Origin of the sequence: Allosphingosinicella sp., from assembly GCF_036402135.1 — a bacterium.
GTDB lineage: Bacteria > Pseudomonadota > Alphaproteobacteria > Sphingomonadales > Sphingomonadaceae > Allosphingosinicella.
The window spans coordinates 55348-72127 of sequence record NZ_DASWTN010000028.1 but is presented as its reverse complement, the minus strand read 5'-3'; the positions used below and the strand labels follow the sequence as shown (position 1 = coordinate 72127).

General features: G+C 64.7%; 20 protein-coding genes. 11 read left to right on the top strand and 9 right to left on the bottom strand.

What is annotated here, in order from left to right:
- Window positions 1-14: 14 nt before the first annotated feature.
- Complete coding sequence (locus tag VGD10_RS07985) at window positions 15-512, top strand: DNA-deoxyinosine glycosylase (protein ID WP_331040284.1); 498 nt, start codon at window positions 15-17, stop codon at window positions 510-512.
- Here the strand turns inward: VGD10_RS07985 and VGD10_RS07980 are convergent.
- The 6 genes from VGD10_RS07980 to VGD10_RS07955 form a co-directional block, all read right to left on the bottom strand.
- The gene (locus tag VGD10_RS07980) at window positions 509-1882 is read right to left on the bottom strand and encodes a pyridoxal phosphate-dependent decarboxylase family protein (RefSeq protein WP_331040283.1); all 1374 of its coding nucleotides are present in this window, start codon (window positions 1880-1882) and stop codon (window positions 509-511) included. The two genes, VGD10_RS07985 and VGD10_RS07980, sit on opposite strands and share 4 nt — an antisense overlap.
- A gap of 19 nt (window positions 1883-1901) precedes the next feature.
- Window positions 1902-2561 (bottom strand): NADPH-dependent F420 reductase, encoded by a 660-nt coding sequence (locus VGD10_RS07975; protein ID WP_331040282.1) that lies wholly within the window; start codon window positions 2559-2561, stop codon window positions 1902-1904.
- Between the two features lie 83 nt (window positions 2562-2644).
- Window positions 2645-3529 (bottom strand): LysR family transcriptional regulator, encoded by an 885-nt coding sequence (locus VGD10_RS07970; RefSeq protein ID WP_331040281.1) that lies wholly within the window; start codon window positions 3527-3529, stop codon window positions 2645-2647.
- Window positions 3530-3595: 66 nt separating this feature from the next.
- A complete protein-coding gene (locus VGD10_RS07965) occupies window positions 3596-4315 on the bottom strand; it encodes a PepSY domain-containing protein (RefSeq protein ID WP_331040280.1) in 720 nt (239 codons plus the stop codon).
- Complete coding sequence (locus tag VGD10_RS07960) at window positions 4308-4865, bottom strand: cysteine hydrolase family protein (protein WP_331040279.1); 558 nt, start codon at window positions 4863-4865, stop codon at window positions 4308-4310. Before VGD10_RS07960 ends, VGD10_RS07965 begins: the two co-directional genes overlap by 8 nt.
- Before the next feature lie 9 nt (window positions 4866-4874).
- The gene (locus VGD10_RS07955; RefSeq protein ID WP_331040278.1) at window positions 4875-5771 is read right to left on the bottom strand and encodes an aldose 1-epimerase; all 897 of its coding nucleotides are present in this window, start codon (window positions 5769-5771) and stop codon (window positions 4875-4877) included.
- A 130-nt stretch (window positions 5772-5901) separates the two neighbouring features.
- Here VGD10_RS07955 and VGD10_RS07950 point away from each other — a divergent pair, with 130 nt between their 5' ends.
- Complete coding sequence (locus VGD10_RS07950) at window positions 5902-6228, top strand: hypothetical protein (RefSeq protein ID WP_331040277.1); 327 nt, start codon at window positions 5902-5904, stop codon at window positions 6226-6228.
- Window positions 6229-6261: 33 nt separating this feature from the next.
- Here the strand turns inward: VGD10_RS07950 and dgoD are convergent, their stop codons facing one another.
- From dgoD to VGD10_RS07935, 3 genes are read right to left on the bottom strand one after another with little or no spacing between them, the layout of a single operon-like run.
- The gene (gene dgoD, locus VGD10_RS07945) at window positions 6262-7401 is read right to left on the bottom strand and encodes a galactonate dehydratase (RefSeq protein WP_331040276.1); all 1140 of its coding nucleotides are present in this window, start codon (window positions 7399-7401) and stop codon (window positions 6262-6264) included.
- Window positions 7402-7416: 15 nt separating this feature from the next.
- On the bottom strand, window positions 7417-8715 hold the full coding sequence (locus VGD10_RS07940; protein WP_331040275.1) for a family 1 glycosylhydrolase: 1299 nt from the start codon (window positions 8713-8715) through the stop codon (window positions 7417-7419).
- Window positions 8716-8761: 46 nt separating this feature from the next.
- Window positions 8762-9637, bottom strand: coding sequence for an SMP-30/gluconolactonase/LRE family protein (locus tag VGD10_RS07935; RefSeq protein ID WP_331040274.1), 876 nt, complete (start codon window positions 9635-9637; stop codon window positions 8762-8764).
- Window positions 9638-9715: 78 nt separating this feature from the next.
- On the opposite strand from VGD10_RS07935, the gene VGD10_RS07930 reads away from it, so the two are divergent.
- The 9 genes from VGD10_RS07930 (at window position 9716) to VGD10_RS07890 (ending at window position 16759) form a co-directional block, all read left to right on the top strand.
- Window positions 9716-10603, top strand: a complete 888-nt coding sequence (locus VGD10_RS07930; RefSeq protein WP_331040273.1) for a 2-dehydro-3-deoxygalactonokinase — start codon at window positions 9716-9718, stop codon at window positions 10601-10603.
- The gene (locus VGD10_RS07925) at window positions 10600-11229 is read left to right on the top strand and encodes a 2-dehydro-3-deoxy-6-phosphogalactonate aldolase (protein WP_331040272.1); all 630 of its coding nucleotides are present in this window, start codon (window positions 10600-10602) and stop codon (window positions 11227-11229) included. The genes VGD10_RS07930 and VGD10_RS07925 overlap by 4 nt, the downstream gene beginning before the upstream one ends.
- Window positions 11229-12164: a Gfo/Idh/MocA family oxidoreductase gene (locus tag VGD10_RS07920; RefSeq protein WP_331040271.1), complete on the top strand. Its 936-nt coding sequence runs from the start codon at window positions 11229-11231 to the stop codon at window positions 12162-12164. The genes VGD10_RS07925 and VGD10_RS07920 overlap by 1 nt, the downstream gene beginning before the upstream one ends.
- An 83-nt stretch (window positions 12165-12247) precedes the next feature.
- On the top strand, window positions 12248-13009 hold the full coding sequence (locus tag VGD10_RS07915; protein ID WP_331040270.1) for a ScpA family protein: 762 nt from the start codon (window positions 12248-12250) through the stop codon (window positions 13007-13009).
- Window positions 13006-13599 (top strand): SMC-Scp complex subunit ScpB, encoded by a 594-nt coding sequence (scpB, locus tag VGD10_RS07910; protein WP_331040269.1) that lies wholly within the window; start codon window positions 13006-13008, stop codon window positions 13597-13599. The genes VGD10_RS07915 and scpB overlap by 4 nt, the downstream gene beginning before the upstream one ends.
- A gap of 32 nt (window positions 13600-13631) precedes the next feature.
- Window positions 13632-13874, top strand: a complete 243-nt coding sequence (locus VGD10_RS07905) for a twin-arginine translocase TatA/TatE family subunit (RefSeq protein ID WP_331040268.1) — start codon at window positions 13632-13634, stop codon at window positions 13872-13874.
- A 22-nt stretch (window positions 13875-13896) separates the two neighbouring features.
- Window positions 13897-14250 carry a Sec-independent protein translocase protein TatB gene (gene tatB, locus VGD10_RS07900; RefSeq protein ID WP_331040267.1) on the top strand — a complete coding sequence of 118 codons (354 nt, stop codon included), beginning with the start codon at window positions 13897-13899 and terminating at the stop codon, window positions 14248-14250.
- Window positions 14247-15020, top strand: a complete 774-nt coding sequence (tatC, locus tag VGD10_RS07895) for a twin-arginine translocase subunit TatC (RefSeq protein WP_331040266.1) — start codon at window positions 14247-14249, stop codon at window positions 15018-15020. Before tatB ends, tatC begins: the two co-directional genes overlap by 4 nt.
- A complete protein-coding gene (locus VGD10_RS07890; RefSeq protein WP_331040265.1) occupies window positions 15017-16759 on the top strand; it encodes a phospholipase D family protein in 1743 nt (580 codons plus the stop codon). The genes tatC and VGD10_RS07890 overlap by 4 nt, the downstream gene beginning before the upstream one ends.
- Window positions 16760-16780 lie beyond the last annotated feature (21 nt).

The window sequence follows — 16780 nt, the reverse complement described above, 5'->3', positions numbered from 1 at the left end:
GAGCCGAGGCCACCATGACAGCTTCCCCTCTCAAACATTCCTTCGGGCCCGTCGTGAATGACGAGGTGCGTCTACTCGTGCTCGGCAGCTTGCCGGGGGAGGAGTCGCTGGCGCGAGCCCAATATTATGCCCATCCGCGCAACCAGTTCTGGCGGCTGATGGAGCAGGTGACGGGGACGGCGCTCGTGCCGCTGGGTTACGAGGAGCGGCTGCATGCCCTGCTCACTGCGCGGGTGGGGCTTTGGGACGTAGTCGCTTCCGCGACGAGGACCGGCAGTCTCGACGGGGTGATCCGCGATCACCGGCCGAACGAACTGAAGGCGTTGGTGGAAAGCCTGCCCAACCTCCGCGCCATCGGCTTTAACGGCGGCACCTCGGCGCGGATCGGGCAGAAGGCGCTTCACGGCGTAAGCGGCATTGATTTCGTGCCGCTGCCGTCCAGCAGCCCGGCGCTGACGCTCGCTTTTGAAGAGAAGCGTGTCCGCTGGCTCACGCTCCGGCACTATCTTTAGCCCGCAACCGCCTCGCGGCTCCGCACCTTCGTCACCGCCCGCGCAATCGCCGCAAGCGCCTCGTCGATGTCGCGGCTGGTGGTCGCCCAGCTTGAGACGCTGAAGCGCACCGCCTTGCGGCCCTGCCACGAGGTCGGCCCGAACCAGCAGCCGCCGTCTTCCTCCACCTGCCGCTGGACGGCATGGGTGAATTCCGCATCGTAGATGGTGGCGACGACTTGATTCAGCACCACATCGTTATGCACTTCGAAGCCGATCTCCCTCAGCCCTTGCGCCAGCCGAATGGAATGGGCGCAGCAGCGTTCGACCAGTTCGGCAACGCCCTTCCGGCCGAGCGTGCGGAGCGCCGCCCAGACGGTTACACCGCGGGCGCGACGGGAGAGCTCCGGCACTAGATCCTTCATCGGCACCTCCTCGCCCACCGGCAGATAAGCGGCAGCGATGCCCATCGCGCTCCTCAGCGCTTCCGGGTGGCGGCAGATGATGATGCCGCTGTCATAGGGGACGTTCAGCCATTTGTGCCCGTCAGTGACCCAGCTATCGGCGCCGGCGACGCCTTCGACCAAGTGGGCGTAGCGGGGGCTGGCAGCCGCCCAGAGGCCGAAGGCGCCGTCGACATGGACCCAGGCACCGGCTTCCCGGGCGGCGGCGATTAGCTTCGGGAAGGGATCGGAGGCGCCGCTGTTCACGTTGCCGGCCTGGAGGATGAGGATCGTTCGTTCGTCGAGCGCGGGTAGCCGGCCGCGACTCATCCGGCCCTGATCGTCCGCCTCGACGATCTCCAGCCGTTCCCGGCCGAAGCCGAGGATGCCGAGCATCTTCACAACCGTTGAATGCACTTCGGCGCCGACCACGACGCGGAGCGGCGGCGCACCGAACATACCTTGCGTATCGACGTCGTAGCCCGCGCGGCGAAGAAGGTGGCTCCGCGCCGCGGCAAGCCCGACCAGATTGCCCATGCTCGCGCCGGTCACGAACCCGGTGGCCGCCTCGTCCGGCAGGCCGAGGGTTTCGCGGACCCAGCGGCCTGCCACCGCCTCGATCTTACTGGCGGCGGGTGAGTTGGTGGGGGTGGTGCCGGTCTGGTCCCAACTTGTCACCAGCCAGTCGGCAGCGGTGGCAACGGGGAGGCTGCCGCCGGTCACATAGCCGAAATAGCGCCCGCCGGTCGTGGCGGCGGTGGCGGGGCTCCCCGCCTTGTCGAGCAGCCGGATGGTGGCAAGTGCGTCGGTGGGATCATCGGGCAGCGCCTCGTCGAACGCTGTCAGCCCTTCGATCGCCGCCGCGTCCGGAAAGACCCTTCGGTCGAATATCCCCTCAAAGTAGCGGATCGCCCTTTCATGAGCATAGTCGAACAACACGTCGTCCATCTTGCGCCCCTTCATGTTGTTAGCCGAGCAGCCGCCAGTTCATGCGCGGGTAGGAGCCCAGACTGCGCCCGAGCGCTCCGGTGATCATCGTCATCCGCTCGATTGCACGGGCGTTGATCAGCGCGCCGGCGTCCAGATAACGAAAGGGCGTATCCTCGCTCAGGGCGAAGAATTGCTGCTTGGCCGGCGCATTGTCGCCGACGACGAGCACATCGCTTGGCGTGCCGACGAACAGAGGATCGTCGAACACCGCCCAAAAGACGTTCTTGAAGGCGCCGACTACATGCGCGTTCGGAACCCGCTTCTGCAATTCTTCGGCACCGCTCGTGTCCCACGGCGTGATGAAGTCGGAATAATCTTCATTGAAAGGATTGCTGATGTCGATCAGCAGCTTGTTGTCGAGGCGCGAGGCATAGCGGTCCAGCAGCTCGAACAGTCCGTCGCGGATGAAGACGGCGGGAAGCACCGCCTCCGCCTCCAGCGCTTCCTCGTAGCTTCCGGCGCTGAGGCCCGGAATGGCAAGGTCATGGACGATCTCGCCCGCCCGTGCCGGGTCGCGGGAGCCGAGCAGGACGCGGCGTCCGGCCTTGGCATACATGGAGGCGAGCCGCACGCCCATCCGACCGGTGCCGAGCACGCCTATCTCCGGCGGCGGACGAAAGAAGATCTGGTTGCTCATGAGTGGCTCCCTTGTCGTTACGGGAGCAGATGCGCCGATCGATAAGGTCCGACTAGCCGGACATTTCCGATCTCAGTGTCCAACTACATGGACGATTGCCACGGCCCCAGTGCCTCCACGAGGTGATCGGCAAAGGCTTTTACGCGCGGCGTCATATCCTTGCGGGAGGGGAAGACGAGGAAGAGTGCGGACGGATCGCCGGTCCAGTCGTCCAACACGCGCACCAGCCGTCCGGCTGCAATCTCGTGCGCGACGAGGGCGTGAGGGAGGGCGGCGATGCCAACGCCGGCAATGGCCAGCCGTCGCAGGAAAGCGAAATTATCGACGGTGAGGCGCGGCTCATGCCCCGCAATCGGGTCGGCCGCCCGGAGCACCCGGCTCTGCGAGGGAGATGCGAACAGCAGCAAATCGTGCTTCTCAAGATCGGTCGAGCTTTCGGGCCGGCCGCAGTGGTCGATATATTGCGGGCTGGCATAGAGGCCGAAGCTGATCTGGCCGACTTTGCGGATGATGAGGCCGGCCCCGCCCGGTTCGCCGCCGCGGAGCGCCAGGTCGATATTCTCCGCCACCAGGTCGAGCGGCCGATTGGTCAGGATCACGTCGAACTTCACGCGCGGGTGGAGGCGGAGGAAGTTCGAAAGCGCGCTGGTTATCGCATCGCGCGGAAATTCGAGCGGCGCGGTGAAGCGGATCTTTCCCGACAGTACGCCCTCCTCAGAGGTGGTCGCAGCCTCGGCATCGACCAGTGCGTCGACCGCTCCGGCGACTGCTTCGAAATAGGCCGAACCTTCGGAGGTCAGCGACAGCTGGCGGGTGGAGCGCTTCAGAAGCTGCGCCCCCAGTCTTTCTTCCAACGCCTGAATGCGCGCGCTGACCGTGGATTTGGGCAGCCCCAGCCGCCGCGCTGCCGCCGCGAAACCGCCTGCCCGCGCCACTTCGACGAACACCCGCGTCTGGTTCAGATCCATCGATCGTCCATCCTGCTGAACATCTCGCCTTCTTTGTACAAGATGCGGGTGGCGGCTCAAGGATGCTTAGCTGGACGTGCCCCTCTTCTTCAGCAGGCCGAAGCTTCGCGGCAGCATGATGAGGCCGGCGATCACGCCGACAAGGGCGAGGGCGGTGGCGAGCCAGAGCCACCATGTGTTGAAATTTTCGCGGCCTTTCCAGTCCATGATATGAAGGCCCCAGAAGAAGTCGAAGGTGCGCCAGAGGTCGGTGCGGCGGGCGGTCACCTTGGCGAGGTCCGCGGCGACGTAGAGCGACGTATCGCGGTCGTCGGCGAAGTCGACGCGCCACGCGGGGAGGGTACCGCGATACTCAGTGCTTTCCGTTTCCACCAGCGAGACGCGCCTCAGCGCCGCGTCGCCGGAATAATCGGCGCGGGCGATCTCGGCCGCGAGCGGCGCGCTGATCGGGGAGGCGACGTGGCCCGCGTCGAGGTCAACCAGTAACGGCCGCGCCTCCGGCCGCTCGATGAGCAGATAGGGCCGGCCGAGCACGCGCCGCACCTCCATGCGGGAGGCGGATGGGAGGCCGTCCGGCAGCGCTTCGGCCAATTGCTGCGACATGGCGGCGGGCGCGAACAGGTCCGGCGGTCGGTTCCGCATCCGGTCCTCGCCCCTGACTTCGCCGATGGGAAAATGGACCATGAAGAGGCCGCTCGCGAACCAGAAGAGGATCTGGATGCCGACGATCAGCGCTAGCCATTTGTGGATCTTGGTCGCGGCGCGGCTGATCCGCTGCTTAGCCACGAACTGCCTCGGCCGTCGTGACGACGGTGGCGAACTCACCGTGAAGGTCACTTAGCGCTGAGGCATGTACCTCCTCGGCCGGGCGCATTTTTCCGTCGAGGCCGAGCCGCTCGAAAGTCGCCGTGGCATCCGATACGAGAAACGTTTCAAAGCCCAGATTGCCCGCCATGCGCGTGGTGGTCGACACGCAGTGATTGGTGGTGAGGCCGGCGATTACGACGCGGGAGATGCCTTGCGCCCGTAGGTCCTGCTCCAACGTCGTGCCGATGAAGGCGCTGTTGACGCTCTTCGGATAAATCGGCTCGCCGTCCAGCGGCGCGGCCTCCGGCTTGATGCGGTTGCCAGGGCTGTCCGGATGCAGCGGGCTGTTCTCATGAACCGAATCGTGCCGGACATGAAAGACCGGCCGTCCGGCGCCGCGCCAGCTTTCGAGCAGCTTCGCTACATTCCGCTCCGCGTCCGGATTGTTGCGGCGGCCCCAGAAGTGCGCGTCGTCGAACCCCTGCTGCACGTCGATCAGGATGAGCGCGGTGTTGCCGTCGATGGTCATGCTTCCCCCTCAGGAAGCCCACACCTGCCTCACATCGATGCGCGCGTCGAGCGTCATTTCCTCGCCCGGCTCCAGCACTGCGAAGCCGAGCTCCGCCCATTCCTCCTCAGGTGCGTTCATCGCCGCGTTGGCGTGCGTCACCGGCTCGGCGACGAAGAGCCCGCCTTCCCCCGGCGAATAAAGCTGGAAGAAGCGGGCGGTGGGGGAGGAGAGGATGATTTCGAACGGCAGCGAAGGATCGGTGATCCGCGCGGTGCCACCCCACCCGCCGAAGCCATGGTCGAGGTCCTGGCCGCAGACCTGCCGGTCGGCGAGGTCGAAGCGCCCGTCGGCCGGCACCTTCTCCACCGGCAGCACATGTTCGTCGATTGTCCAGGCATGGCTGACGCGGGTGTCGAGGCGCGCTCCGGCGGTACAGGGGAAATAGGGATGCTGGCCGAGGCCGCAGGGCATGGGCTCGTCCGACAGATTGCGGCAAGAGAGGCGGAGGTCGAGGCCCCGCTCGTCGAGGGTGAAGAGTTGCCGCGCCTCATAGGTCCAGGGCCATTCCCCGGCGTCATGGCGGAACGTCAGAGCCGCCTCCGCTTCTTGCTGGAACTCGACCCTCCAGGGCGATAGCCAACCCTGCCCGTGCAGCGGGCTGATATCGCCCGCCAAGTTCGGTTGCAGCCGCACCTCGCGCCCACGGAAGGTGAATCGGCCGTCGCGGATGCGGTTGACGAACGGCACGAGCGGGAAACTCGCCGCCTCCAGAATATTTTTTGCCGCACCGTTGCAGCCGCGCAATATCGCCGTCCGCCGGCCACCCGCTACCCAATCAAACCGCGCAATGCTCCCGCCTGCCGTAGGGGAAAGCGTGAGCTCCAGCGGCCCCGCCTTCAGCTCCAAAAGTTCGCCAGCGTCCATCAGCTTAACCTTTGACATAGATTATATTCACCGCCCGGCAACTTCCCTGTGGGTAAATGCCGATTATCAGTTGCCTGCGGATTCCGGCACGAGATAACAACTGCCGGGGCGAGCGGAGGGGTTCGTTTTTATGAGTAGACGCGTTAAGGATTTCGTCGAGATCAGGGATTACACCTCGCTCGACATGCTTATCGAGAAACTGATCGAAGTGCGCGACAGCCTGCCTGAGGCTGCCGAAGCGGAAGTAAAGATGCGGGGCGACGACGTGTTCGGCCGCCAGCTGTCCATCTCCTATTTCCGCGAGCAGACGGCCGAGGAAGCCGAATGCGATGCGCGTTATGCCGATGCCTATCGTGCTTCCCGCGACAAGGAACTGTCCCGGCTGCAGGACGAAGTCGGGGCCGTGGCCGAAGCGCCGCGCGGCCGCAGGGGCGGTAAGCTCCGCATCGTCGCCTGAGGCTCCCGCTCCCTCACCGGGAGCGGAGCCGCCTCACCATTCGGCGAAGCTACCGTCCTTCTGGCGCCAGATCGGATTGCGCCAGCGATGGCGTTCCTTCGCGACCTCCCGCACCGCATCTTCATCGATGGTGATCCCGAGCCCCGGCTTCTGCGGGATCGGCAGATAGCCGTCCACGGGCGTCAGCACCTCCTTGTCGGTGATGAAGTTCAGAAGGTCGTGGCCTACATTGTAATGGATGCCGAGCGACATTTCCTGGATCGCCACGTTGGGCGTGCAGGCGGCGAGCTGCAGGCAGGCGGCAAGCGCAAGCGGCCCGAGCGGGCAATGCGGCGCGACGGCGACGTCATAGGCCTCGGCCATCGCCGCAATCTTCCGGCATTCGAGGATACCGCCGGCGTGGCTCAAATCGGGCTGGATGATGTCCACCGCGCCTGAGGCGAGGAACGGCTTGAAGTCCCAGCGGGAATAGAGCCGCTCGCCAAGCGCGATGGGCGTCGAGACGAGGCTGGCGAGCTGCGCCAGCCCTTCGTGGTTTTCCGAAAGCAGCGGCTCCTCGATGAAGAGCAGCCCCAATGGCTCCAGCACCTTGGCAAGCTGCTTCGCCATCGGCCGGTGCACCCGGCCGTGAAAATCGAGGCCGACGTCCATTCCTGCCGCCTGCGCCGCTTCCACCCTAGCCACTACCTCGTCGAACAATTTCGGCGTGCCGATCCAGTCGAGTTCCGCCGTCGCGTTCATCTTGACCGCGCCGAAGCCCTGTTCGCGGCGCGCCGTGGCGGCGCTTTCGATCTCGTCCGGCCGGTCGCCGCCGATCCAGGCGTAAGCGCGCACCTTGTCGCGAACCGCGCCGCCAAGCATCTCCCACGCGGGCATGCCGAAGGCCTTGCCCTTCAGGTCCCACAGGGCCTGTTCGAGCCCTGCCAGCGCCGACATCAGCACCGGCCCGCCGCGGTAGAAGCCGCCGCGGAAGGAGACCTGCCATATATCCTCGATCCGCCGCGCGTCGTGGCCGATGAAGCGGTCGCGGATCGCCTCGAACGCGCCGTCCACCGCTTCGGCATGGCCCTCGAGGCTCGCCTCGCCCCAACCAACGGCGCCGTCCTCGCTCTCCACTCGCACGAACAGCCAGCGGGGCGGAACGTAGAAGGTTTCGATTCGGCCGATCTTCATGGGCTTCACGCTCCTTCAGGCGATTTCGGGATTATTCGGCTGCGCGACGCTGTCCGCTTCGGCATGCTGTTCCGCTTCTGCGCGATAAACCTTGCGTGCGGGCCAGTTCGACTGGGACGGCGGCACGATCGGGACCGACAAACAGACGCTCGAGGCGGGAAGCACGTCCCGCCAGTCGCTGATCAGCTGCTTATAGGCCCTGCCGACGTTGCGGATGTTGCGGTCGAGGTCGTAGAGGCCGAGCGGGTTCACGTTGCCGTTCTGCTCGCGAAGGGCTGTGTCCCAGTCCACTTGGTCGGTCAGCGAATACCAAGTGAAGCCGACGGTCGGGATGCCGTCGTTGCGTAGCCGCAGCACGCTCGCCCATTCCTTCCAGAGCCACTGCACCGCCTCGTTGCCGTTCGGGCCTTCCTTCAGGTTGGTTTCCGTGTGCATCACCGGCAGGCGGTAACGGTCGTAATATTGGCGGGTGATCTCGGTATAGCCGAACACCTCGCCCGACGCCTCGGTCTTGCCGTCCGGATGCACACGGTGCTCGTTGGTGAAATAATAGTCGTTGCCGAGGATGCAGTGCTGCTTCAACCGGTTGTGAAGGAAGAAATGATATTCCTCCTTCGTCATCCCGTTATCCATCAGATATTCGTACATCTCGCTGTCGACTCGGCGCCCGTAATTGAGGTCGAGGCTTAGGAAGCGGCGCGCGTTCATGATCTCGGCCGGGCCGATCGCGGCGGGGCTGTCGGCATGGAAATATTCCGAGGATTCCGACTGGATGAAGATAGCGTCGGGGCGCCGCTTCAATATCTCCATCATCGCCAGCACGTTGCCTTTGACGATGTTTTTGAGCGCGGTGACGAACGCCCGGTCGGTCGTCATCTGCTCGTTCCACCAGCCGTACTTGGCCGAGAAGATGGCGCAGATGAACATCTCGTTCACCGGCGTATAGAGCTGCACCCAAGGGAAGCGTTCGGCAAAGGCTGCGGCATACGCAGCGAATTGCGGCGCGAAGTCCGGGTTTTGGAAATTGCCGAGCCAGTCCGGCACGCCGAAGTGGCAGAGGTCGACGATGGGCGTAATGTCGCGCCGCTTCAGCTCGGCGAAGGTGATGTCGGCGAATTCCCAGTCATATTTCCCTGGCGCAAGGAAGGTGGTGTGGATCGGCGGACCGTAGCGGAGGAACTGGATGCCGATTTCCTGGACGCAGTCAAAATCCTCCCGCCAGCGTTCGTAATGGCCGCAGACCTCCATCTGGTCGACGCGCGTCCTGCCGTTGTTGATGGTCGGGATGCTGTTTTCGATCCCGGTCGCAAACATGAAGTTGGCGATCGTTCCTCTCCTCTTGCCGCCGCTCTTCGACTGGTCACCCGGCGAACGGAATTTCCGCTACGCCCGTGACGCCCGGTACCGTCATAAAGAGTCCGCCCGCATAAGGTTGCATGCCGCGCGCGAGATCATCGAGGCCGATGCTGGCGGACGTGATGTAGAGCCTGTCGAGCGCCGGCCCCCCGAAGGCCACGCTGGTCGGCCTTTGCACCGGAAGGTCAATGACTTGCACGCATTCGCCCGCAGGCGAGAAGCGACGGACGCACCAGCCGTCCCAGAAAGCGACCCAAAGATGGCCTTCCGCATCCACGGTCATGCCGTCGGGATAGCCGTCCTTCTCTTCGAAGCGCGCGAACGTGTTCCGCTCTGAAATCTCGCCATCCTCGTCGACATCGAAGACGTAGATAACCTGCCTGGCGCTGTCCGCATGGTACATCAGCTTACCGCCCGGACTGAAGGCGGGGCCGTTGGTGACGCGGTAGCCGTCATCCAACCGCGTCCAGCGGCCGGTCGGGTCGAGCCGGTAAAGCGCGCCCGAAGCCTGCTGCTCCGTATCGTCCATCGTTCCCGCCCAGAAGCGGCCGGATCGGTCCACCTTGCCGTCGTTGAACCGGTTGTCTGGCCGGCTCTCCTCCGGCGTCCCGCGCACGTCGAATACGCCGCGCTCTGGATCGATTTCGGCAAAACCCTGATCTGTGCCAGCGATGAAGCCGCCATTGGCGCGCGGCGCGATCGATCCGATCCCCATCGGCGTGTCCCACTGGTCGAGCTTGTCGCCTTCGCGGAGCCGGAAGATCTTCCGGCCCTTAATGTCGACCCAGTAGAGCGCCTGCTCCCGCTCCACCCAGATTGGCCCTTCTCCAAGCACCGCCTTCACATTGGCGACGCAGCGCGGCGTCTTGTCTTCCGTCATTGCCCCTCCCTATCGAAGATCGGCTGCTTTGGGAGCCATATGGCGGCAGAGCTGTTACGGTTCCCGATGGGAGGAACGATGCGCTGGGCAGAAGGCTTCATTGCCGTCGATTGGGGTACCACCAATCGCCGCGGCTATCTGATTTCCGGCGACGGCCGCTGCACCGCCGAGATGGAGGACGATCAGGGCATCCTCGCCGTCGGGCAGGGCAAATTCCCTGCCGCCGTGGCACAGATCCGGGAGCGGCTCGGCGATCGCCCCTTGTTGATGGCGGGGATGGTGGGTTCGAACCGCGGCTGGATCGAGGCTCCCTATGTGCCCTGTCCCGCCGGCCTCTCCGACCTCGCAGACCGGCTGATCTGGGCCGAGGAGGGAGAGGCGGCGATCGTGCCGGGCCTTTCCTATCTCAGCGACGAATGCGCGGACGTGATGCGCGGCGAAGAGGTGCAGATATTGGGCGCAGTGGCGGCTGGGCTGGTGCCGGACAATTGCCTGATCTGTCATCCGGGGACGCATAACAAATGGATCAACGTCGTCGAGGGGCGGATCATCTCCTTCCGCACGGTGATGACGGGCGAGATGTTCAACCTGCTGAAGGAGTACAGCATCCTCGCCGATCTGCTGGCCGAGCCCGCCACCGAGGGTGCAGCCTTCCACGAAGGCGTCAGGCGCGGCCTTTCGCATGACGGGCTGACGGCCGAGCTTTTCTCGGTCCGCGCCCGCGTGCTGCTGGACCAGATGAAGCGAGAGAATGCCGCTTCCTATACGAGCGGTCTTTTGATCGGCGCCGACATACGGGTCGGCCTCCGCGAGCAGCCGGAGGCGGAGGTGATCGTGATGGGACGACCGGAGCTTACCAGCCTCTTCTCCTCCGCGCTCGTCGAGGCGGGGCAGGAGGCGCGGGAAGTGGATGGCGAGCAGGCCTTCGTCGCGGGCATCCGGGAACTTGCGGAGCTGATCCAATGAGCGCCCTCGAAGACTTCAATCACTACTTCGCAGAATGCCCACTCGTGGCCATCATCCGCGGCGTGACACCGGGCGAGGCGGAGGCGATCGGCGATGCGCTGTACAAAGGCGGCATCCGCATCATCGAGGTGCCGCTCAATTCGCCGGACCCGCTCGCCAGCATCGGCAAGCTCGCCGCCAGACTGGGCGACCGCGCGCTGATCGGGGCGGGAACGGTTCTGGAGCCGGATCAGGTGCGGCAGGTGCACGAGGCGGGCGGGCGGCTGATAGTCTCGCCTAGCACCTATCCCGACGTAATTGCAGCGACGGCGGCTGCGGGAATGGTGTCCAGCCCCGGCTACTTCACGCCCTCTGAAGCCTTCGACGCGCTTCGGGCCGGCGCACATGCGTTGAAGCTCTTCCCAGCCGAGGGCGCGTCGCCGCAGGTGGTGAAAGCGCAAAGGGCGGTGCTGCCGAAGGACGTGCCGCTGATCGTTGTCGGCGGCATTTCGCCGACGAACATGCGGCCGTGGCTGGATGCGGGCGCGAACGGTTTCGGTCTCGGCTCCGGCCTCTACAAGCCCGACCAGTCGCCTGAGGAGACGGGCGAGAGAGCCCGCGCTTATGTCGAGGGACTGAAGGCCTGATGCGGCCGCTGCGGATCGGCATCATTGGCTTCGGTAAGATCGCCGCCGACCAGCATGTCCCTGCCATTGCCGGGCACCCGCGGCTTGAACTCGCCGCGACCGTCAGCCGCCAAGGCAAGGGCGTGGAGGGCGTGCCCTGCTTCACCTCGCATCAGGAGATGCTGGAGGCGGATCTCGGCCTCGAAGCGGTGGCGATCACCACGCCGCCGGGCGTCCGCTACGCCATCGCTCGCGATTGCATTGAGGCGGGGCTGCACTGCTCGCTCGAAAAGCCGCCGACGGTGACGCTGAGCGAAATCGAGGATCTCGCCTGCCTTACGGAGGGGCGGCAGGTGACGCTCCAGACCACATGGCACTCACAGCATAATCCCGCCGTGGCCGCCGCAGCACAGGCGCTTGCGGGCAAGCGCATCGCGTCGATGCAGGTCACTTGGCATGAGGATGTACGCAAATGGCATCCGGGGCAGGATTGGATTTTCGAAGCCGGCGGCTTCGGCGTGTTCGATCCCGGCATCAACGCCTTCTCGATCCTGATGAAGATTTTTCCGGGTGCGTTGTTCGTCTGCGAGGCGGAGCTGCGTTTTCCGGAGAACAGGCAGGCGCCGATCGCCGCCGAAATCGCCTGCACCAGCCCAGTCGCCGACGGCGATCTCCGTTGCTCGCTCAACTTCCTCCACAGCGGCGGAGAAGCTTGGAATATCGACATCAGCACCGCCGACGGAATACGCCTGAGCCTCCGCGAGGGCGGATCGAAGCTGGAGATCGATGGCGCGCCGCAATCGGCGGAAGGAGAGGGCGAATATCCGAGCCTCTACCGCGAGTTCGTCGACTTGATCGACGCCCGCCGGAGCCTTGTCGACGTCCGGCCGCTCAGTCTCGTCGCCGACGCTTTCCTGCTCGGGCGGCGGGCGACCGTCGAGGCCTTCGACTGGTAAAGGCGTGACTTTCATGGGGATAAGCGGGTGCTTCGGGCTATTTCCGTTCGCCTGTTGAGCCGAGGCCGCTTAGTCTTTGCCCCATGGAATCGGGGGATTCATTCGAGGAAGTGCCCGTTGTCGCCGAAAGCGAGCGGCTGACGCTCGACCTCGACGGCTGGGAAGGTCCGCTCGACCTGCTGCTCAACCTGGCACGGACGCAAAAGGTCGATCTCGCGAAAATTTCCATTCTTGCGCTGGTCGAGCAGTATCTCGCCTTCATCCACGATGCGAAGAAGCTGAAGCTCGAAATCGCGGCCGATTATCTCGTGATGGCCGCCTGGCTCGCCTACCTCAAATCCTGCTTGCTGCTGCCGAAGGACCAAGAGGCTGATCCCAGTCCCGAAGAGCTTGCGATGCGACTCCAGCTGCGCCTGCAGCGGCTTTCCGCCATGCGCGAGGCGGGCGCACGGCTGATGGCGCGGGATCGGGTCGGCCGGGACGTATTCATGCGTGGCGCGGCCGAAGGTCTTCGCGTCGTGCGGCGCTCGCAGTGGCAGGCCGATCTTTACGACGTCATATCCGCCTACGGCTCCATTCGAGCACGGAACGAGCCTGCCGTGCATATGGTCGGCCGACGACCGGTGATGACGCTCGAAGAAGCTCTCCTCCGTGTCGAGCGGCTGCTCGGCATCACTATGGAATGGGCGGCGATCGAAAGCTTCCTTCCCGAAACCCAGGATAGTGAGTTCCGGAAGTCCGCGCTCGCCTCCAGCTTCGTGGCGACGCTTGAGCTGGCGCGGCAGGGCAAGCTCCAGCTCCAGCAGAAGGCGCCGTTCGCGCCGCTCCTGATCCGCGCCGCATGAGGGAGTTGGCGGACGATGTGCGCGCAGTGGAGGCGATCCTGTTCGCCTCCGAACAGCCGCTGTCAGTACAGGAAATCGCCGACTATGTCGGCGAAGTAGATATTCCCGCCGCCTTGAAGGAGCTGGCCGATCATTATGGCGGCCGCGGCATCGAACTGGTTGAACGCGGCAAGCGCTGGCATTTCCAGACCGCGCCTGATCTCGCGCATTTCCTGAGGCGCGAAAAGGACGAGAGCCGGAAACTCTCCCGGGCGGCCATCGAGACGCTTGCAATCATTGCCTATCAGGACCCCGTCAGCCGCGCCGAGATCGAGGCGATACGCGGCGTTCAGATCTCCAAGGGAACGCTCGACGTGCTGATGGAAGCGGGCTGGGTACGGCCGGCAGGGAGGCGTGAGGTCCCCGGACGGCCGCTCACCTACGCAACGACTGCAACCTTCCTGCAGCATTTCGGCCTTAGCAGCAGGCGCGACCTTCCCGGCATCGACGACCTGAAAGCGGCCGGTCTGCTCGACCCGATCGACGCCGCGATGGAGCAGCTCGGGGGTGCGGATCAGCTAGAACTGGAAAGTGAAGCCGAGGAGGACTAGGTTCTCCCGCAACTTCATCGGAGATTTTCGAAATGGGTGGTTTCAGCCTCTGGCATTGGCTCGTCGTCGGGATCATCATCCTGCTGCTATTCGGCAAGGGCCGCTTTTCCGACATGATGGGCGACGTCGCCAAGGGCATCAAAAGCTTCAAGAAGGGCATGGCCGAGGACGAGACCAAGCCCGGCGAGCCCCGCCGCATCGAGGGCGACCGCACCGTCGATGCCCGTCCTGACGCGACCCGCACGGCCGATCCGGAACAGCGCCGGGAGCCTTGATCCGGCCTGACGCGAGAGGCCGATGTTCGACATAGCCCCTACCGAACTCCTCATCGTGGCGCTGGTCGCGCTCGTCGTGATCGGCCCCAAAGACCTGCCGCGCGTGATGCGGACGGTCGGCCATTGGGTGGGCCGCGCCCGCGGCATGGCGCGTCACTTCCGCTCCGGCATCGACACCATGATTCGCGAGGCGGAGCTTGAGGAGATGGAGAAGAAGTGGCGTGAGGAGAATGAGCGGATCATGCGGGAGTATCCGATGCTCCCGTCCGGTGACAATCCCCCCGATTATGATCATCCCTCGATGCAGCCGCCGGCTACCGCCGAGGAGCCGGAAGCTGGCGCAGGATCCCCGCCTCAAGAGCGGCGCAGTTCATGAGCGACGAGATCGACGCCACCCGGGCGCCATTAATGGATCATCTGATCGAGCTGCGTAAGCGGCTGATCCGCGCGTTCATCGCCCTGTTCCTGGCGTTCGGCGTCTGCTTCTACTTCGCCGACGACATCTTCTCCTTCCTTGCACAGCCACTGGTGCGGGCATTCGGGCCGGGCGAGGGGAAACTCGTCTATACCAAGCTCTACGAGGCCTTCTTTGTGGAGGTGCGGGTGGCCTTCTTCGCCGCCTTCTTCGTCGCCTTTCCCGTGATCGCGAACCAAATCTGGGCCTTCGTCGCGCCGGGGCTTTATGCCAAGGAGAAGAGGGCGTTTCTTCCTTTCCTGGTCGCGACGCCAATCCTGTTCACGCTGGGCGGAGCGCTGGCTTATTATGTGGTGATGCCGACCGCGTTCGAATTTTTCCTCCAGTATCAGGGTAATATCGGAGGGATCGAGCAGGAGGCGCTGCCGTCGATCGGCGAATATCTTAGTCTCGTCATGCACTTCATCCTCGCCTTCGGCATCGCCTTCCTGCTGCCGGTGCTGCTGATGCTGCTTGAGCGGGCGGGGATCGTCACGCGCGACCAACTGAAGCGCGGGCGGCGCTATGCGATCCTCGTCGCGTTCGTGATCGCCGCGGTCGCAACGCCGCCTGACGTGCTGTCCCAGTTCATGCTCGCTATTCCGCTCATCCTCCTCTACGAACTGTCGCTGATCGCCATTTGGTTCACCGAGCGCCGCCGCGCCCGGCAGGTGGAGGCGGAGGCGCAGTGACGGGGGCTGCAGAGCCGCCCTTCTTGGACATCTCGCGCGCTATGCTGGCGGTGAAGGGCGGCCCGGCCTGGACGCGGCCCGCGCCGCCGCGGGACGGATGCAAGGTGACCCCGCTCATCGAAGCGGCGGACATGTATCCGACGCTGGAACATCTGGTGCTAGATGCGAAGGAGGCGGTGTGGCTGTCGTTCCGCATCTTCGATCCCGACACGAAGACGCGCTCCGAACGCTGCAAGGAGATGGGCATCGGCGATTGGGGGGCCTTGCTCGATCAGACCGTGCGGCGCGGCGTGGAGGTGCGCATCCTCCTTTCCGACTTCGAGCCGGTGCTGGCGGATTACCTCCACGCCGGATCCTGGAGCACCTACCGGCGCATTCGCGACATCGTCGAAAAGCTGGAGAAGCCGGAGCGGGAACGGCTGCAGCTGATCGTCATCCAGCACGAAGGAGAATTGGGGCGCGGCTGGCGGCAGCTGCTGCGTTTTCTCCTCCGGCGCCGGATTAGGGGCGTCGTCGAGAAGCTCCTCAAGAAGACACATCATGACGATGGCGGCTTTGACACGCGGCCTGGCTTATGGCCCTGGATCAAGTGGAAGGACGATAAGCCGCAGGGCTGGCGCGCCGCGCCGCCGCCGCGGCTCTGGCCCGCGACCTACCATCAGAAATTCGTGGTGGTGGACTGTGAAAAGGCAATTATCGGCGGCCTGGATCTGGACGAGCGGCGTTGGGACGATCGGCGCCATAAGCAACGGGCCGACCAGACCTGGCACGATATCTCGGCACTGATCGAAGGTCCGGTGGTGGCGGACGCGGCGCGGCATTTCGCCTTCCTGTGGAACAGGGAGATGCCGCGTTACCGCGCCACGGTCGACGAATGGACCGGTCCCTGCGGGCGGGAGCTGATGCTCGACCCGCTGACGGAGATCGGCGGCGCTATTCCGGAACAGGCGCCACGTGGCGAGGCGGTCGTGCAGCTCGTCCGCACCATGTCGCGCAAATCGGACAGCATGTTCGCCACGGGGCCCCTGCACGGTATCCGGGAGCTGAAAGCGGCGCACCGGGAGGTGATCCGATCCGCCCAGAGACACCTTTATATCGAAGCGCAATTCTTCCGGTCCGACGACGCGGCAGATTGGGTGGAGGAGGCGCTTCGCCGGAATGCGGAGCTGGAGGCGATCATTCTTATAGCCAACACGCCTGAGGAGATCGCGTTCGAGGGACAGACGGGCAACCTCGCCCACCGTCACGGCGAATATCTGCAGGCGCGGGCGCTCGGGCGGCTATTGAAGCGGGCCGGGCCGCAGCGGGTCGGGCTCTTCACCCTGGCCAAGCACGAGCCCGTAAAGGACGCGGAGAAAAAGTTCGAGGAGACCCGGGGCACCGCGTTCGGATCCGGTCTCATCCACATCCATTCCAAGCTGCTGATCGCCGACGATGCGGTCTGCCTTCTCTCCTCGGCCAACATCAACGGGCGGAGCTTCGAATGGGATACGGAGCTCGGCTTCATCTGGAAGGAGGAGGAGGGAACGGCGATCCGCGCCTTCCGGGAACGGCTATGGGCGCAGCTGTTCGGCGGCTGCCTCCCCGAACAGATGAATCTCGAAGGATGGCGCGACACCGCCCGCTTCAACAGCAGCTCCGAGCCTTCCGAACGGCGCGGCTTCGTCCTGCCTTACCAGCTCGGCCGCGCACGTCGTTTCGCGCGGCCATACTGGTTCATTCCCGACGATCTCGTCTGAACAAGAAAAAGGCGCCGCAGC

Coding starts and splice junctions, on each gene's coding strand:
- VGD10_RS07975 (WP_331040282.1), bottom strand. CDS start 2,561: ATGAGCAACCAGATCTTCTTTCGTCCGCCGCCGGAGATAGGCGTGCTC.
- VGD10_RS07940 (WP_331040275.1), bottom strand. CDS start 8,715: ATGTTTGCGACCGGGATCGAAAACAGCATCCCGACCATCAACAACGGC.
- VGD10_RS07925 (WP_331040272.1), top strand. CDS start 10,600: ATGAGCGCCCTCGAAGACTTCAATCACTACTTCGCAGAATGCCCACTC.
- dgoD (WP_331040276.1), bottom strand. CDS start 7,401: ATGAAGATCGGCCGAATCGAAACCTTCTACGTTCCGCCCCGCTGGCTG.
- VGD10_RS07950 (WP_331040277.1), top strand. CDS start 5,902: ATGAGTAGACGCGTTAAGGATTTCGTCGAGATCAGGGATTACACCTCG.
- VGD10_RS07935 (WP_331040274.1), bottom strand. CDS start 9,637: ATGACGGAAGACAAGACGCCGCGCTGCGTCGCCAATGTGAAGGCGGTG.
- VGD10_RS07985 (WP_331040284.1), top strand. CDS start 15: ATGACAGCTTCCCCTCTCAAACATTCCTTCGGGCCCGTCGTGAATGAC.
- VGD10_RS07960 (WP_331040279.1), bottom strand. CDS start 4,865: ATGACCATCGACGGCAACACCGCGCTCATCCTGATCGACGTGCAGCAG.
- scpB (WP_331040269.1), top strand. CDS start 13,006: ATGAGGGAGTTGGCGGACGATGTGCGCGCAGTGGAGGCGATCCTGTTC.
- VGD10_RS07930 (WP_331040273.1), top strand. CDS start 9,716: ATGCGCTGGGCAGAAGGCTTCATTGCCGTCGATTGGGGTACCACCAAT.
- VGD10_RS07905 (WP_331040268.1), top strand. CDS start 13,632: ATGGGTGGTTTCAGCCTCTGGCATTGGCTCGTCGTCGGGATCATCATC.
- VGD10_RS07955 (WP_331040278.1), bottom strand. CDS start 5,771: ATGGACGCTGGCGAACTTTTGGAGCTGAAGGCGGGGCCGCTGGAGCTC.
- tatC (WP_331040266.1), top strand. CDS start 14,247: ATGAGCGACGAGATCGACGCCACCCGGGCGCCATTAATGGATCATCTG.
- VGD10_RS07970 (WP_331040281.1), bottom strand. CDS start 3,529: ATGGATCTGAACCAGACGCGGGTGTTCGTCGAAGTGGCGCGGGCAGGC.
- VGD10_RS07920 (WP_331040271.1), top strand. CDS start 11,229: ATGCGGCCGCTGCGGATCGGCATCATTGGCTTCGGTAAGATCGCCGCC.
- VGD10_RS07980 (WP_331040283.1), bottom strand. CDS start 1,882: ATGGACGACGTGTTGTTCGACTATGCTCATGAAAGGGCGATCCGCTAC.
- tatB (WP_331040267.1), top strand. CDS start 13,897: ATGTTCGACATAGCCCCTACCGAACTCCTCATCGTGGCGCTGGTCGCG.
- VGD10_RS07915 (WP_331040270.1), top strand. CDS start 12,248: ATGGAATCGGGGGATTCATTCGAGGAAGTGCCCGTTGTCGCCGAAAGC.